Below are 17,356 nucleotides of genomic sequence, written 5' to 3'. Positions count from 1 at the left end.
CTCCTCCCACCAGTCTTCAAGTCTCAGGTTCAAGCATGATCGTCGCCAGCGGCGGCAAGGTGATCGACGCAACGATGCTGCCGCCGGCGTTGACGGCCTGCACGCGCCCGCCATTTCCCTTGCCGCTGCCGCCGTAGATATCGGCATCGGTATTCAGGATTTCCCGCCAGCGGCCTTCGAGCGGCAGGCGGATGGAATAGTTCTCGCGGTAAGCCGGCGTGAAATTGGTGATGACGGCGATCGGCTTGTGATCCGGTGCCTTGCGCAGCCATGCAAAGACGGAGTTTTCGTGATCGTCGGCGATCAGCCATTCGAAACCGTCGCCTTCGCAATCGCGCGCGTGCAGCGCCGGCTTGGAGCGGTAGGTGAAGTTGAGGTCGCGTACGAGGCGGCGCATGCCTTCGTGCATGCGGTATTGCAGCAGGTTCCAGTCGAGCGAGGTTGCCTCGCTCCATTCGCTCCATTGCGCAAATTCCTGGCCCATGAACAGCAGTTTCTTGCCGGGGTAACCCCACATGAAGGCATAGTAGGCGCGCAGGTTTGCGAATTTCTGCCAGTCGTCGCCAGGCATCTTTGCGATCAGCGAACCTTTGCCGTGCACCACTTCGTCATGGGAGAGTGGCAGGACAAAGTTTTCCGAATAGGCGTAGAGCAGGCCGAAGGTCAGTTCGTTGTGGTGATGCTTGCGATATATCGGATCACGCTTCATGTAGCTCAGCGTGTCGTGCATGAAGCCCATGTTCCACTTGAAGCCGAAGCCGAGGCCGCCTTCATGCACCGGCTGCGAGACCTTCGGCCAGGAGGTCGATTCCTCGGCAATGGTCATGACGCCCGGGTGCTCGGCGTAGATGCGGGTGTTCATGTCCTGGAGGAAGCGGACGGCCTCGAGGTTTTCGTTGCCGCCGTATTCGTTCGGAATCCATTCGCCGTGGTTGCGCGAGTAATCGAGATAGAGCATCGAGGCGACGGCATCGACACGCAGGCCGTCGAGATGGAATTTCTCCGCCCAATAGAGCGCGTTGTTGACGAGATAGGATTGAACTTCGGTACGGCCGAAATTGTAGATCGCCGTATTCCAATCCGGGTGGAAACCTTTGCGCGGATCCTCATGCTCGTAAAGCGCGGTGCCGTCGAACCAGCCGAGGCCGTGCTCGTCGGTGGGGAAGTGCGCGGGCACCCAGTCGAGAATGACGCCGATGCCGACCTTGTGGCAGCCGTTCACGAAACGGGCAAAACCCTCCGGTTCGCCGAAGCGGGCGCTCGGCGCGTAAAGCCCGGTGGTTTGGTAGCCCCATGACGGATCGTAGGGATGTTCGGTAATCGGAAGGAATTCGATATGGGTGAAGCCCATGTCGGCGCAGTAGGGGATGAGGCTGGAAGCAAGCTCGTCCCAGGAGAGGAAGGAACCATCCTGGTGGCGCTGCCATGAACCGGCATGCACCTCATAGATCGAGATCGGCTGGCGACGCTTGTCGGTCTCGCTCCAGTGTTTGAGGTGGTCTTCGTCCTGCCATTCCTGCAGAAGTTCAGGCGCCACGACGGAGGCCGTCTTCGGACGAAATTCGCTGCGCCGCGCAAAAGGATCGGCTTTCAGCGGCAGGAGAACGCCGTCATGGCCGCGGATCTCGAACTTGTAAGGGACGACCGTCGGGACATCCGGCGCAAAGATTTCCCATATGCCGGCGCTGGCGCGAAAACGCATCACATGTCGGCGTCCGTCCCAATTGTTGAAATCGCCGACGACGGAAACGCGCTGGGCATTCGGCGCCCAGACGGCAAAATGGATTCCCTGCGCGCCTTCGTGCTTGATCCAGTGCGCCCCCATCTTATCGAAGAGGCGCAGATGGGAGCCTTCACGCGCGTAGTAATCGTCCATCGGGCCGAGCACGGGGCCGAAGCTGTACGGGTCGGTGACGGCCCATTCCGCATCGTCGCGACGGGCGCGGTAGCGCACCGGCTGCCGTTTCGCCAGCGCGACGGGGCCGGCGAAAAAGCCATCCGGATGGAGCTGCGTCAGTTCACCAATGACGCTGCCGTCGAGCGTCAAGGCGGTGACTTCGTCGGCGCCGGGAATGAAGCAGCGGGCAGCGTAGCTGTCACCTGCCTCATGCACGCCGAGCACGGCAAATGGATTGGCGTGCGAACCGGCAAGGATTGCCGTTATTTCGTCTGCCGAAATTTCCCAGGGACGCTTTACTTCAAGGGCGGCTTTCGGCGTTTTCATCCGGCTCTCCAGATTTCATCGGCATACTGCCGGATCGTGCGGTCGGAGGAGAACCAGCCCATTCGCGCGGTATTGTTGATGGTCCTGGCATACCAGGAGGAAGGCTGGTTCCAGATCTGGTCCACGTCCCGCTGGGCGGCTGCATAGGCGTCGAAATCGGCGGCGACCATGAACCAGTCGTGCGAATAAATGCCATCGATGAGCTGGGCGTAGCGATTGCGGTCATCCGGCGAGAAGACGCCGCCGGCAATCGAAGCCAGCGCCTGCGACAGTTCCCGGGAGCTTTCGATGATGGCGCGTGGGTTGTGTCCATCGGTGCGGGCATCGGCGACTTCATCGGCGCGCAGGCCGAAGATGACGATATTGTCGGCGCCGACATTGTCGCGCATTTCGACATTCGCCCCGTCCAGGGTGCCGATCGTGAGCGCTCCATTCAAACCGAACTTCATGTTGCCGGTGCCGGAGGCTTCCATGCCGGCCGTCGAAATCTGCTCGGAGAGGTCGGCGGCGGGCACCATGACCTCGGCAAGCGAGACGTTGTAATTGGGCACGAAGACCACTTTCAGGAGGCCGCGGACGGCCGGATCGTTGTTGATCGTGCGGGCGACGTCGTTGATGAGCTTGATGATGAGCTTGGCATTGTGATAGCTCGGCGCCGCCTTGCCGGCAAAGAGCTTCACACGGGGCACCCAGTCGAGTTCGGGATGCGAGCGGATCTGGTCGTAGAGAGCGACCGCCTCGACGACGTTGAGCAATTGGCGCTTGTACTCGTGGATGCGCTTGATCTGAATGTCGAACATCGCGGAAGGATCAAGCTTCACACCCATGCGGCTGGCCACAAGATTGGAGAGCGCCACCTTGTTTGCGCGCTTCACGGAGCCGAACTTTTCCTGGAAGCTCGGATCGGTGGCGAATTTTTCGAGCGGCTTCAGCTTTTCGGCGTCATCCATGAATTCGTCGCCGATCGCCTCGCGGATGAGACTGGTGAGCCCGGGGTTGCATTGCTGCAGCCAGCGGCGTGGCGTGATGCCGTTCGTCTTGTTGTTGATCCGGTTCGGATAGAGCTTGTGCAGGTCCGCAAAGACCGTGACCTTCATGAGTTCGGTATGCAAGGCGGATACGCCGTTGATCGAATGCGAGCCGACGAAGGCGAGATTGCCCATCCGCACCCGGCGGTCGCCGCTCTCGTCGATCAGCGAGATCGCCCGGATTTCGGTGTCGGAGAAGTTCTTTTCCCTGCGGGCCTCAAGCAGAATCTTGGCATTGATCGCGTAGATCAGCTGCATGTGACGCGGCAGCAGCCGTTCGAAGAGCGGGATCGGCCAGGTTTCGAGAGCTTCCGGCAGCAGCGTGTGGTTGGTGTAGGAAATCGTGCGGCGGACGATATCGAAGGCCTGCTCGAAATCCATGCCGTGAACGTCGCACAGCAGGCGCGTCAGCTCGGCAACCGAAACGGCGGGGTGCGTGTCATTCAGCTGGATCGCCACCTTGTCGGGCAGCGACGTGAAGTCGTCATACTGCTGCAGGTGGCGGCGCAGGATGTCCTGAAGCGAGGCGGAGGAGAAGAAGAATTCCTGGCGAAGGCGCAGCTCCTGTCCGGCGGGCGTCGCGTCTGCCGGATAGAGCACGCGCGTCAGGCTTTCCGCCTTGTTGCTTTCGCGCAGAGCACCGATATGGTCGCCGGCATTGAAGGCGTCGAGCAGAATCGGGTCGATCGGCTGGGCAGACCAGAGACGCAGCGTGTTGACGCGCTTGCCGCGCCAGCCGACCACCGGTGTGTCGAAGGCAGCGGCGATGACGCGCTCTGCCGGCTTCCAGACATAGCGCGGCTCGCCTTCGGCGTTGTTGGCGACGTCGACGGTGCCGCCGTAGCCGATTTCATAGGCGCTTTCGCGGCGTTCGAATTCCCAGGGGTTGCCATGCGCGAGCCAGCTTTCCGGCAATTCCACTTGCCAGCCGTCGGCAAGCTGCTGACGGAAGAGGCCGTGGACATAACGGATGCCGTAGCCATAGGCCGGCACTTCGACTGTTGCCATGCTTTCCATGAAACAGGCCGCGAGGCGCCCGAGTCCGCCGTTGCCCAGAGCAGCATCCGGCTCGAGGCCGGCGATCACGTTGACATCGACGCCGAGGGAGGCCAGCGCATCGCGCACCTGCTCCATCAGGCCCATGTTCGTGACGGCATCCCGCATCAAGCGGCCGATCAGAAACTCAAGCGACAGGTAGTAAACGCGCTTGTCGCCTGTCGCGTAGACCTTGCGCGTCGACTCCATCCATTTGTCAATGATGCGGTCGCGAACGACGAGGATCGTCGCCGTCAGCCAGTCATGCGGCTTGGCAACTTTTGCATCCTTGCCGATGCGGTAAGTCAGACGTTCGATGATTTCTTCGGCTAGAATTTCCGGGCGGGAACTGCGCGGGGCGGGAGAAGGGATGGTCGGCTTGGAAACGGGGTTCATCGTCATATCTCGCCAATTTTGATTTAGTTTCAGTGCGTTACGTCTGACGAAGCCGACTTTGCACGCACGCCGGTCACGGCAGTTTATGCATCGTTACCAAGCACTTGCAACAAGGGATTTAGCGAAAGCAGAAATTTGCGAAACCGTCCTGTTCACCGGCATAAGGGACTTGATTTCAATTGGTTTTCCCAGTCTGATGCGCGAGATTAGCCCTAAACGAAAAGCCGCCCCGGTTTGTTCCGGAGCGGCTTTTCCCTGAAAGGATGAGCGCCGAATTTATTGGGTGAGGCGTATGCTCTGTTTGGCGGCCGATGAGCCGATTATCTTAAAGGCCGCGACGAGCGAGGCCATGTTCTCGGCTGCGAAATAGGTTGAAGAGCTCGTCGCGCAGTAGCTTAGCAGCGCCTTGCCGCGATCGGGAGCCATGAACGCAACCGTATAGACCGTGATATTTTTGTCGCGCGCCAAGTCGCACCAATTTTTGGTTTCAGTATCGGCTGAAGTGTAATTGTTGTTGCCGTCCGTCATGAAGACAATGTATTTGTCAGGTGTCAGGCCGTTCTTGTTCAAGTGCGCTGTATTCTCGGCTTGGTCGATAAGCTTGCTATATGCCATCTTAAAGGCATCGCTTGAATCTGTCCCGCCTATCGCGGTCAAAGCGTTGACGTAGGTTGACACGGCAGACGTTCCCCAGGCCAGATTCAACGCCGACTGCATTTGGTCATTGTAAGAGACACTGCCGGTGCGGACGTATTGCAGATTAGGGTCGGCGGTATTCAACTGGGTCAGCAGGCTCGAAACGGCCAGCTTCAATGCCTCGATCTTGGTGTAGTAATCCGTAACGGTTCGATCGCAGGTCTTTGGGTTCTTTTTCGATCCACAGTTGTAGCTTTCCGTGTACGTATGCGAGGTCGTAGTATCCTCTGCCATCGAGCCCGAACGGTCGAGCACGAGATACATCGAGAGCGAGCTCTTTGTGACGGTGTTTTCGGTGCTGCTCTGCGTTTCGGACAATGAGCCGATTTCCGTGCTTTCCTTGCCCAAGATGCGCATCAGCGCGCTATTGTCCATGTTGTAGGCAGTTTTGACCTCAACCTTATAAGTCTTGCCGCCCGACCCGGATGCGGTTTCTGTGACAACAACAGACATTGCATCCTTTAGGGCAGCGATGGTGTCGGAATCGTCAATGTAGTTCGACATCTGGCCGATGACAAAGTTCTTGGCAAGCTCCTTGGCGCCGTTCACATCGACCTTTTCGGCGACGAGCGCGGAGGCTGCGGCCAGAGCAGCCGAATCGGAGGCTTCCTGCAACTGACGTTGCGAAAGCATCATGTTGGATACGTCGACGGCGAGCCCGGCGGCGCCAATTGCGACTGGCATCAAAATCGCCGTCATCATGGCGAAATTGCCGGAACGATCGCCTAAGACGCGTGCAATGTTGGCGCGCAGAAAAGATATGGGAGACATCATGTCACCTGCAGCAAGAGAGGATTTATGCTGGTTCCATACCTACAGCGCGGTTGTTACCACAGGTCTTAAGGTAATCGTTAAAATTGCAGGTAACTTGCGATTTCGGGACATGATCTACTGCGTTTGCGGGATAACTTTCTCGCCAAGAGGATAGCTGGCGCTTTTGCGCGTTAACGTCTGTGGCGGCGGGTTCTGGTTCAGTCCTACACACTTTCCCTCGCCATTGGCCCATTCCGACACAGAGGCCAGGAAGACATGCGAATGCTTCCGCCAAGGTCGGTTGATTTCGGGATTCAGGCGGGCAAAAACATATGAGACGGGGTTTGTCTTGCTGGTCGCGAGGCTCCAGGAAGCAACGGCTATTCCTGTCTTTTGATCACTTGATCGGAATAACGTCGACGGCCTGCACGGCGCGATGGCCGCCGTAGCTTTTCAAGACGCCGATGACAGGGGCGACGTCGGAATAGTCGCGGCCATAGGCAACGACGATGTGGTCGGTGCCGGCGGGCATGTCGTTGGTCGGGTCGAGTTCGATCCAGCCCAGGGTTTCACCGCACCAGACACGGACCCAGGCATGCATGGCGTCAGCGCCTTCGAGCCGTTCCTTGCCGAGCGGTGGGATGGTCCGCAGGAAGCCGGAGACATAGCCCGCCGGAATGCCGAGGCTGCGGAGCGCCAGGATCATCACATGGACGAAATCCTGGCAGACGCCGCGTTTCAGAGTGAAAGCATCGAGAGCCGTGGAATCTACCGTCGTTGCTTCCGTATCGTAGGTGAAATCCTTGTTGATGCGGGTGCACAAGGCATTGGCGATCTGCAACACGGTCAGGCCGGGCAGCGCGCAGTCCCTGGCATAGTCCGAAATGGCGCGGGTTTCGGTGAGACGAGGGCTGCTGGCGAGGAAATGATGCGGAGAGTCAGGCTCCAGCGACCAGACGCCGGCGACTTCCTTCGGCAGGCGGTCGAGGTCCGGCGAGAAATCGGCGGCGATCGAACGGCTTTCGACCTGCACGCGCGCCTGCATGCGGATATCCAACGTCTCGTGCGGCGACCGCAGCAGGATGGATGTTGCCGGATGGAGGAAGAAATCGGTGAAATGCGATTGCTCGTCCGGCGACGGAGATATGGTAATCGACCCTGCGACCAGCCGCTGCCGGTCGGGCAGCGAAAGCGGCATCAGCCGAATGATGTGACGCGCGCCGGAAGCCGGCGTGTCGTAGGTGTATCCCATGTGCAGGGTGAGGTCGTAGAGCACGGCGGTCACCCGAGGTAGGTCTGGGCGAGAAGGTCGGACAGCTGCTCGAGCTCGCGTTCAAACTTCTTGTAGAACTCGCCGGTCATCGTTTCCGGGGTCATGACGGCGAGGCCGGAATGCAGGCGCATGGCCTCGCGGTAGAATGGCGACATCTGGCCGTTGACGAAGGCGTTCGGCAGCTGCTCGACCTCGCGATGGATCTCGTTCATCTGGAAGAGAACCGATCGTGGGTTCAGCGGGTCGAGCGCCAGAAGGTCCGTGACGGTCAGGCGGGCGGTGTTGACGTTGTACCGGCGGCGGTGGGTCATGACGCTATCGCCGATTTCGAGCAGCATATCCAGCGCGCCATCAGGGGCATCGGGGCCGGACATGTGGCCGAGAAGTCGGGTCATGTGCAGGCCGCGCTCGATATAGCGACCGAGCGAGAGGAAGCGCCATCCGGTGAAGCGATACATGTTTTCATGCACGAGACCTGCAAAGCCCGCGAGCTTGCGCAGCAGGATCGTCATGGCATGGCTGGCGTCGTCGCCTGCCGCAACGCTGACTTGGAAGCGGTGCGCGGTCTTGGCTAGGTCGTTCAGGGCCAGCCAGCCATCCGGCGAGAACCGGTCGCGGATATTACTGGCGGAATAGACGGCACTGTCGATGTTGCGCAGCAGCGTTTCGGGCACGGCTTCTTCCGTGCCGATGTCGACGGCGGCGAGATATTCCGAAACATCGGCAAGCAGCGGCTGACTGGGATCGGCAGCTTCGGCGTAACGGGCGTGCCAGGCGCGAAGGATGCGCAGCGCCCCTTCGGCGCGCTCGATATAGCGGCCGAGCCAGAAGAGATTGTCGGCCGCCCGACTTGGCAGGCTGCCCGGCATGTTGCGGGTGAAGCTTCCTTCGGCGGGCAGAAGGGTATGGCGCTCGACCGGCTTGTCGCTGACGATCCAGACGTCTGCCGCCGCACCGCCCGACTGCATGGCGATCGCAGCGGCGTCATCGCCGGCGCCGATGCGGGCAAAGCCGCCGGGCATGATCTGCCAGCCCTTCGCCGTGCGGGCGGCGAAGACGCGAAGCGACATCGGCCGCGGCGTCAGCTTTCCATCTACCCAGGCCGGCGTCGTCGACAGCGTGACGACTTCCTGGCCGACGAGCTTCGGGCCGTCGGAGTTCAGCCAGTCGGTGATCGAATCCTTTGCCGTTGCGCGCAGCGACGAGCCGAGGACGGACTCGCCGCTATCGTCGAAGAAGGGGGCGCGCGAATAGGCGGGACCGATCACCATCTTCTCGATGTTCCTCGCGACGTGTTCGCGCTCCTCCTTCTGCCCGCACCACCAAGTGGCGATCGAGGGCAGGCGCAGTTTTTCGCCAAGCAGGCGGCGGCAGATCGTCGGCATGAAAGCGAGCAGGGCGCGAGTCTCGAGGATGCCGGTTCCAAGAGCATTGACGATCGTCACCGATTCAGCACGCAGTGCCTCGACCAGACCGGGGGTGCCGATATGCGAATTCTGGTTCAGCTCCAGCGGATCGGCATAGGCGGAATCGAGGCGACGCCAGAGGACGCCGATCGGCTTCAGGCCGGCCACCGTGCGAACCATGACGCGGCCGTTGACCACCGTCAGATCTTCGCCTTCGAGCAGCATGAAGCCGAGATAGCGGGCGATATAGGCGTGTTCATAGTAGGTTTCGTTTGCCGGGCCGGGAGTCAGAACGCCGATGCGGTCGTCGCCGGAATGTTTCATCGTCTGCAACGCATCGCGGAAGGCGCCGAAGAAGGAGGCGAGACGGTGAACCGGGGTTTCGGCATAGATATCGGAGAAGGCGCGCGTGGTGGCAACGCGGCTTTCAAGCGCGAAGCCTGCACCTGAGGGCGCCTGTGTACGGTCGGCCAGAACCCACCAGTTTCCGTCCGGGCCGCGGCCAATCTCGAAGGCGCAGAAATGCAGGTAGTGGCCGCTCGCGGGTTTTACGCCTGCAAGCGGGCGTTGGAATTCCGGGTTGGCGGCGATCAGGCCAGGCGGCAGGAAGCCTTCCTCGACCAGCTTGTTGTCGCCATAGATATCGGCAACGATCGCCTCAAGCAAATCGGCGCGCTGCACCAGGCCGGCCGAAAGCGCCTGCCATTCGCGCTCGTCGATCAGGACCGGGATGTGCGACAGCGGCCAGGACCGCTCGCCGGTGCCCTTGCTGCCATAGGCCCGGTAGAATACGCCGGCATCGCGCAGATAGCGGTCAGCTCGGGCGAAGCGCTCGGCCAGTTCCTTTTCGGGAATTGCCCCGAAGCCCGCAAGAAAGCGCTGCCAGACCGGGCGGATGGCGCCGTTGTTGTCGACCATCTCGTCGGCAATGCCGGGCAGGGGCGCATAGCCGAAGGCCGCATCGTTGCCGCCGCGCCTTGGAACCTCGTCCCTACGTTTCTCCATTGCCGGTTTCTTGCCCATTAAAACCTAGCTCGTCAAATGCCTGCCGGCCTGCGGAGATCCAGCGTCAGCGGGAATTCCGGCGATCCCATCTCGGCGCGCGGAATGAAGCCGCCCGCCGTATGTCCCCACGGTTCGAATCGGGAGAGCCGCCTTGCTTCCGCTTCGTTGCCGTTTACCGGGAAAGTGTCATAGTTGCGCCCGCCCGGATGGGCAACATGATAGATGCAGCCGCCGATCGAACGCTTCGACCATGTATCATAAATGTCAAATGTCAGCGGCGTATTCACCGGCAGGACCGGATGCAGGCCCGAGGCCGGCTGCCACGCCTTGAAGCGGACGCCGGCGACGGACACGCCGGACGTCCCTGTCGGTGTCAGCGGCACGGTTCGGCCGTTGCAGGTGACGGTGTAGCGTGAGGAATTGCTGGTTTCGAGGCGAACCTGAAGTCGTTCGACCGAGCTGTCGACATATCGAACTGTGCCGCCAATCGCGCCTTCCTCGCCCATGACGTGCCAGGGTTCGAGCGCCTGGCGAAGTTCGAGTTTCGAGCCCTCGTATTCCACTTCGCCGCAGAAGGGAAAGCGGAATTCGAGTTGTGCCTTGAACCACTCCGGGCTGACCTCGAAGCCGTTTTCTTTGAGATCGGCAAGCACATCCAGGAAATCGGCCCAGACGAAATGCGGCAGCATGAAGCGATCGTGCAGGGAAGTGCCCCACCGCACGAACTTGCCGTCGGCGGGATTTTTCCAGAAGCGGGCAATGAGGGCGCGGACCATCAATTGCTGAGCGAGCGACATGCGCGCATTCGGGGGCATTTCGAAGCCGCGGAACTCTACCAGACCGAGACGTCCGGTCGGCCCATCCGGCGAAAACAGCTTGTCGATGCAGATTTCTGCACGGTGGGTGTTGCCCGTCACGTCGATCAGGAGATTGCGGAACAGGCGGTCGGTCAGCCAGGGAAGCGGCGACGGGCCGCGGCCGGGTGCGGGCACCTGGGCGAGGGCGATTTCCAACTCGTACAGGCTGTCGTGCCTGGCCTCGTCGATGCGCGGCGCCTGGCTGGTCGGCCCGATGAACATGCCGGAGAAAAGATAGGAGAGCGAGGGATGCCGCTGCCAGTGTAGCACGAGGCTCTTCAAGAGGTCGGGCCGGCGTAGGAACGGGCTGTCGTTCGGATTGGCGCCGCCGACGACGACATGGTTGCCGCCGCCCGTGCCCGTGTGACGGCCGTCGATCATGAACTTGTCGGCGCCGAGACGCGTCATCCGCGCTTCTTCGTAGATCGCGGTGGTGATTGCGACGCACTCCTGCCAGTTCGAGGCGGGGTGGATATTCACCTCGATGACGCCTGGATCCGGTGCGACACGAATGACATTGATGCGCTCGTCCTGAGGCGGCGAATAGCCCTCGATGTGGACGGCAAGCCCAAGTTCGGCCGCGGCGTTTTCGGCGGCTGCAATGAGTTCGAGATAGTCTTCAATGCGCTCGACGGGCGGCATGAAGACGCAAAGCCGGCCGTCGCGCGGCTCGACCGATATCGCCGTGCGAACCGCGCCGCCGATTTCGCCGAGCGTCTGTTCCACACGGCTCTGGCCGCTCTCGTCGCGCTGGAAGGAGGCCTCCGGCATGGCGCGGCCGGCGGGCACGAAGACTTCGGGCAGCGGCTGGCGCGGGATCGATGGGTCGGCGACGTGGATATAGGGATATTGCGACGGCGGCACGTAAGGGAGCGTACCAAGCGGCAGACGGTATCCGACAGGGCTGTCGCCTGGGACGAGGAAGATCTTGCCGCGCCTTGTCTGCCATTTCTCGCTGATCCAGCGGTGTCCTGAAGCCTGAGCATTCCAGGCTTGAACGGGAAGGATATAACCTGTCGGAACCGTCAGGCCACGTTCGAAAACGCGGGCGATGCGGTTGCGCTCTTCCGGATCCTTCAGCTTGGAATTCGACGGATCGACATTTTCGGGAAGGCTTCCCTCCTTGACGATCCACTCGGCGGGATCCTCATAGGCCGGCAGCACCATATCAGGCGTAATCGCCAGCTCGCGCGCGATGCCGGTGAGCAGCCGCTCGGCGTCTTCCGCCTTGGCGACGGTGTCAGCGCCTTCTACTGCGATCAAATCCAAATTCTGCCAGATCGGCTTTCCGTCCTTGCGCCAGTAGAGTGAGAAGGTCCAGCGCGGCAGGCTTTCGCCGGGATACCACTTGCCCTGTCCGTAATGCAGGAAGCCGCCCGGGGCGAAGCGCTGGCGCAGCCTGCGGATCAGGCTGTCCGCTTTCTCCCGCTTGGTCGGGCCTACGGCGGCGGTATTCCACTCTTCGGATTCGAAATCGTCGATCGAAACGAAAGTGGGCTCGCCGCCCATCGTCAGGCGCACATCTTCGGCCTTAAGGATAAGATCCACTTTTTTGCCGAGTGCGTCGAGCTCGTTCCAGCTCTCTTCCGAGAAGGGCTTGGTGATGCGCGGGTGTTCGGCAACACGGGCGACCTTCATGTCGAAGGCGAACTCGGTACTGGCTTCGCCGAAATAGCCGCCGGAGATCGGGGCGGCGTTGCTATAATGCGGGGTTGCGGCGAGCGGGATGTGGCTCTCGCCGGTGAGCAGCCCCGATGTCGGATCGAGGCCGACCCAGCCGGCGCCTGGCAGATAGACTTCGGCCCAGGCATGCAGGTCGGTGAAATCGACCTTAGTACCGGAGGGGCCGTCAAGGGCCTTCAGGTCGGGCGTCAACTGAATGAGGTAGCCGGATACGAAGCGTGCGGCGAGGCCGAGGTGACGGAGAATCTGAACGAGCAGCCAACTCGAATCACGGCAGGAGCCTCTGGCGCTTTCAAGCGTGTCCTCCGGCGTCTGGACGCCGGCCTCCATGCGTATGACATAGCCGATCTGCTGCTGCAGGCGGGCGTTGAGGCCGACGATCATGTCAACGGTCGGCTGGCCCGGCGAATAGTCGAGGGTTTCGAGGAAAGCCTTGAGCCGCGGGCCGGGGGCCTCCGGTTTCATGTAGATCGAGAGGTCTTCCTGGATCGTCTGCGGATAGTCGAAGGGCCATTTGGTGGCCTCTTCTTCGACGAAGAAGTCGAAGGGGTTGTAGACCGTCATGTCGGCGACGAGATCGACCTCGATCTTGAATTCGGTCACCGGGTCGGGAAAGACATAGCGGGCAAGATAATTTCCGTAGGGATCCTGCTGCAGGTTCACGAAATGGTTCGACGGCGTGACCTTCAGCGAATGACTGAGCACGTGCGTTTTTGAATGCGAGGCGGGCTTGAGGCGGATGACCTGCGGCCCAAGGCGGACCGGCCTGTCGTATTTGTAGTGCGTCAGATGATAGATACTGGCTTTGATCGACATTATTTTGCCTTGTCCGACGCCACATCGTTATGCGGCATTTGCTGTTCCCGACGCGATAGTGTGCAATGCAACGAAAGAAAGCAAGGCGGAAAGGTTAACGCCGCGAAGCCTTTACGACACTTTTGCAAAGGCGACGGCGGCTTTGAGGCCCTTGCCGCTCACCGCAGTCGAGAGCGTGAGCGTCGCATTGAAAAGATTGGCGATTTCCTCGACGATCGGGAGGCCGAGGCCGGCGCCCGGCGCCTCGGTGTCGTTGCCGCGCGAAAAGCGGCGGCGCACGGCGTCGAGCTTTTCCGGCGCGATACCGGGACCATTGTCTTCAACCTCGAGGCGTACGGTTTCGCCATCCTGCGCAATCCGTACGGTAACCTCGGCGCTCTTGCCGGCATATGCGATGGCGTTGCCCGCAAGATTGCGCAGCAGCTCGCCGATCAGCAGGGGTTCGGCGCGGATCATCGCATGTCCATCGCCCTCAAAGCCGAGATCGATACCGGCCTCCGCGGCTTGAGGGATCAGTTCGCCGGTAATCTCCTGGGCGATGGCGGCGATGTCGATCGTCGAGGCCGCCAGGGCCTCCTTGGCCGTTGCGGCGTCGATCTTTGCCATCAGCAGCAGCTGGGCGAGAATGCGTTCGGCGTGCGCGACGGCCTGGTCGCCCTTCAGGGCCGCGTCCTGCGCTTCAGGCAGAGTTGCGGCGCGGGCGGAAAGCGCGAGCTGAGTTCGGATGATGGCAAGCGGTGTGCGCAATTGATGGCTGGCATTGCCGGTGAAATTCCGGAGCGCCTCAAGGGCTGACTGCAGGCGCACCATGAAGCTGTTCACCGTATCCACCAGTGGCTGCACCTCGCTCGGCACCGATTGCTCGATCGGATGCAAGTCGTCCGGGCTGCGCTCGCCGATCGCGTCCCGGAGCTTGTAGAGCGGGCGGAGCGCGACCGTGACCGAGATCCAGACGATCACGGCAGCACCGGCGATCATGAAGGCAAGGCGGATAGCCGAACGGAAAAGGATCGCGCGTGCCAGCTGACGGCGGGCGATCGTCGTTTCCGCAACGGTGACAACAAAGGGAACCGAGCGGATGCCGGTTGAGGCGGAGCGCTCAAGCGTCGCGACGCGGATCGGCTCGCCGCGGAAAACATCGTCTGCGAAGACGGCTGCGTCGCCCTTGGTTTCCTTGAGAACCGGAAGCGCCTGGTAGCCGGTAATGAATGCTCCGGGCGGACCATCGACGCGGTAGAACACCCGGTCCTGAGCGGCCGATGTCAGCATTTCCAGCGCGACATAGGGAATGTCGACTTCCAGAGCGCCGTCTTCTGCCACGACGACGCGCTCGGCAATGGCGAGCGCCGAACCGGCAAGTACACGGTCTGAAACAATGTTCGAGGTCTCGACCGCCTCCCGGTATGTGTCGGCGAGCGCCAGCGTGCCGATGATGGCGGTGGAGATCAGCAGCCAGAAAAGCAGCCGGCGCCTCAGCGAATAGGCGGCTTTCATGAGGCCTCGGGAAGCTTGTCGAGATAGTAGCCGATGCCGCGCGCGGTCTTTACGGTCAATCCATGCGGTGCCAGGCGCTTGCGCAGCCGGCTGACATATTGCTCGATCGCATTGGTGGAAATGTCATCGTCGAAGGCCGTCAGCGACTGGGTGATTGCCTCTTTGGACACGACTTTGCCGGCACGCATGAAGAGGATTTCAAGCAGGCCGACTTCGCGAGCGGGAATATCAAGCTGCATATTGCCGGCGGAAAAGGTGCGGGACTTGAGGTCGAAGGACACGCAGCCGTACATCACCGTCGCCGAATGCAGGCCCGCCTGGCGCCGGAGCAGCACGCGCACGCGCGCCTCGAATTCGGTAATGTCGAAGGGCTTGATAAGGTAATCGTCGGCGCCGAGGTCGAGGCCCCGGACCCGCTCCTCCGGCGCTCCGCGTGCAGTCAGAATTAGGACGGCCGCCTGGTTCTGCCGGGCGCGCATGCTGCGCAGGACGTCCAGCCCGTCCATCTCGGGCAGGTTGAGGTCGAGGATCACGAGATCGAAATTTTCCGCCGCGATCACTGCATTGGCCGATGCACCGTCGTGGACGACATCGACGGCATGCCCCGTACCGCGCAAGATCGCCGACAGGCCGTCGGCCAGCGCGATATTGTCTTCGGTGAGGAGAATGCGCACGGGTGGTTTCCTGTTGTTCAACAAAGAAGATTACAGCCCGTGAAAGGGGATGTCATCAGCAGCAAAAGAAAAGCCGGCGTCATTCAATCAACGAAAGTTTGGCACTCTCAATGGCTCTATTCAGCGACCTCCCGGGGTTGTTCCTCCTGCGCTGCCAGCAGGAGTTTCTGGAAGCGCTGGTCGCTGCGGATGTTATCCAGATCGGAGTCGTTATCGAACCATTTGATGTGGTAGACCGAGCTTCGCGGCATCAGCCTCTCCAGAATATCAATCGCTTCGTCCACGTCGCCGAGGACGGAATAGACGCAAGCGAGATTGTATTGCGCAACGATGTCGTCAGGATCGATCGCGATGGCGCGGGCGGCCCAATCCCTTGCTCTCGCCCTGTCTCCGAGATGCGCCAGCGCCAGGGCGCCGCGATGGGCCGGTCCTGAATTTTCCGGACTGAGATTCAGTGCGCGTTCCGCTCGCAGCAGCCCGAGCTTGGCCCAGTTTTCCGTATCCGACATGCGCCCGAGCGAGCGGTAGGCGCTCATCAAATGAATGGGTGAGACATAGTCGTCCGTGCGGATGTGCGCCGCGCGCGTGAAGTAGCGGACGGCATTGGCGAAATCGCCGCGCATGAAGAAGAATCGCGCATAGTGGAAGTTCGCTTCATAAAGATTGGGTTCAAGTGCAAGTGCCCGCTCGAAGGCTGAAATGGCTTGCTGATCCTGGCCGTTCTGATGCAGGGCCAGACCTCGGGAGGCATGGGCCTCCGCGAGATCAGGATCGAGTTCGAGGGCCCGGGCGCTCATCTGCAGGATGTTTTCGAGCGGGACATTTTCCGGATCCCAATCGCGTATGGCCGCGTCGCAATCGGCAATACCGGCATAGGCGCGCGCATAATCAGGATCCAACTCGACAGCCTTGCAGAACATCCTGCGGGCAAGCTGCAGATACGACTTCGTCCAGGTGTGCGATAGCTGGCGGCCTCGCAGGTAGTAGGTATAGGCCTCGATATTGGCCGTGGGTTCGGCGGCGATGGCCTTCTTCTCGGCCGGCAGGAGCCGGATCTTGAGCTGGCCGACGATCGAATTGGTGATCTCATCCTGGATCGCGAAGATATCGGTGAGATTCCGGTCGTAGCGATCGGCCCACAGATGGTCGCCATTCGCCGTATCGATGAGATGGCCGGATATGCGTACACGCGCGCCGGCGATGCGGACGCTTCCCTGGAGAACGTATCGCACGCCGAGTTCGTGGGCGAGCTGCTTTACCTTCAGCGAACTCCCTTTGTAAGTGAAGACAGTGTGCCGCGGCACGACGTGTAGACTCGATATCTTGGAGAGGTCGGTAATGATGTCTTCCGTGATGCCGTCCGCGAAATACTCCTGGTCGGTATCGCCGCTCATGTTGGTGAAAGGCAAAACGGCAATAAAGCAGGTATTGCGGGTTTGGTCGTCCGACGCGCCGGCCGTTGCAGAAGGCGGATCGAGGAGAACCGTGAACACCGACACATTCTGCTTGATGTTCTTCAGAGATTGCTCGCCCTGGAACTCGAAACCGATATTGAGGCGCGTGCCCACCTGATCGCGAACGGAGCCGGAAACGACAATGCCACCCGGCAAAGCAAGGCGCTCGAGCCGAGCAGCGACGTTTACGCCGTCACCGAAGACGTCGTCGTTCTCGATGACAACGTCGCCCAGATTGATGCCGATCCGCAATTCGATGCGCTGATCCTGCGGGACGTGTTTGTTGCGCACAGCCATCTCGCGCTGAATTTCGACAGCGCAGGCGACAGCGTTTACCACACTTTGGAATTCCGCGAGCATTCCGTCGCCGGTCAGCTTGAAGATGCGCCCTCTGTAGTCGGAGATCCTGACATCGATCAGCTCGCAGCGGTGGCGGTTGAGCGCCTGCAGGGTACCGGTCTCGTCGATACCCATCAGACGGCTATAACCCACCACGTCGGCAGCGAGTATGGCACTCAGCCGTCGTTCCAATATCCCCTCCATACGGTTGTCTAAATTAGCT

General features: G+C 60.9%; 9 protein-coding genes. All 9 read right to left on the bottom strand.

The window, feature by feature from the left end:
• Nucleotides 1-16: 16 nt before the first annotated feature.
• Nucleotides 17-2,224 (bottom strand): 1,4-alpha-glucan branching protein GlgB, encoded by a 2,208-nt coding sequence (glgB, locus tag RGR602_RS17370; RefSeq protein WP_039846104.1) that lies wholly within the window; start codon nucleotides 2,222-2,224, stop codon nucleotides 17-19.
• Complete coding sequence (locus RGR602_RS17365) at nucleotides 2,221-4,683, bottom strand: glycogen/starch/alpha-glucan phosphorylase (RefSeq protein WP_039846997.1); 2,463 nt, start codon at nucleotides 4,681-4,683, stop codon at nucleotides 2,221-2,223. Before RGR602_RS17365 ends, glgB begins: the two co-directional genes overlap by 4 nt.
• Nucleotides 4,684-4,959: 276 nt before the next feature.
• Nucleotides 4,960-6,150: a pilus assembly protein gene (locus RGR602_RS17360; protein WP_039846996.1), complete on the bottom strand. Its 1,191-nt coding sequence runs from the start codon at nucleotides 6,148-6,150 to the stop codon at nucleotides 4,960-4,962.
• 379 nt (nucleotides 6,151-6,529) lie between these two features.
• Entirely contained in the window at nucleotides 6,530-7,417 is an 888-nt protein-coding gene (locus RGR602_RS17355; RefSeq protein WP_039846103.1) for a transglutaminase family protein, read from the bottom strand.
• Nucleotides 7,414-9,834: a circularly permuted type 2 ATP-grasp protein gene (locus RGR602_RS17350; RefSeq protein WP_039846102.1), complete on the bottom strand. Its 2,421-nt coding sequence runs from the start codon at nucleotides 9,832-9,834 to the stop codon at nucleotides 7,414-7,416. The genes RGR602_RS17355 and RGR602_RS17350 overlap by 4 nt, the downstream gene beginning before the upstream one ends.
• A gap of 14 nt (nucleotides 9,835-9,848) precedes the next feature.
• Complete coding sequence (locus tag RGR602_RS17345; RefSeq protein WP_039846101.1) at nucleotides 9,849-13,172, bottom strand: transglutaminase family protein; 3,324 nt, start codon at nucleotides 13,170-13,172, stop codon at nucleotides 9,849-9,851.
• Nucleotides 13,173-13,283: 111 nt separating this feature from the next.
• Entirely contained in the window at nucleotides 13,284-14,666 is a 1,383-nt protein-coding gene (locus RGR602_RS17340; protein WP_039846100.1) for a sensor histidine kinase, read from the bottom strand.
• Complete coding sequence (locus RGR602_RS17335; RefSeq protein ID WP_039846099.1) at nucleotides 14,663-15,340, bottom strand: response regulator; 678 nt, start codon at nucleotides 15,338-15,340, stop codon at nucleotides 14,663-14,665. Before RGR602_RS17335 ends, RGR602_RS17340 begins: the two co-directional genes overlap by 4 nt.
• A 116-nt stretch (nucleotides 15,341-15,456) precedes the next feature.
• Complete coding sequence (locus tag RGR602_RS17330; RefSeq protein ID WP_039846098.1) at nucleotides 15,457-17,325, bottom strand: adenylate/guanylate cyclase domain-containing protein; 1,869 nt, start codon at nucleotides 17,323-17,325, stop codon at nucleotides 15,457-15,459.
• Nucleotides 17,326-17,356: the final 31 nt, after the last annotated feature.

This window comes from Rhizobium gallicum bv. gallicum R602sp (assembly GCF_000816845.1).
Lineage (GTDB): Bacteria > Pseudomonadota > Alphaproteobacteria > Rhizobiales > Rhizobiaceae > Rhizobium > Rhizobium gallicum.
The sequence above is the reverse complement of the archived record's forward strand: the minus strand, read 5'-3'. Positions and strand labels throughout refer to the sequence as shown.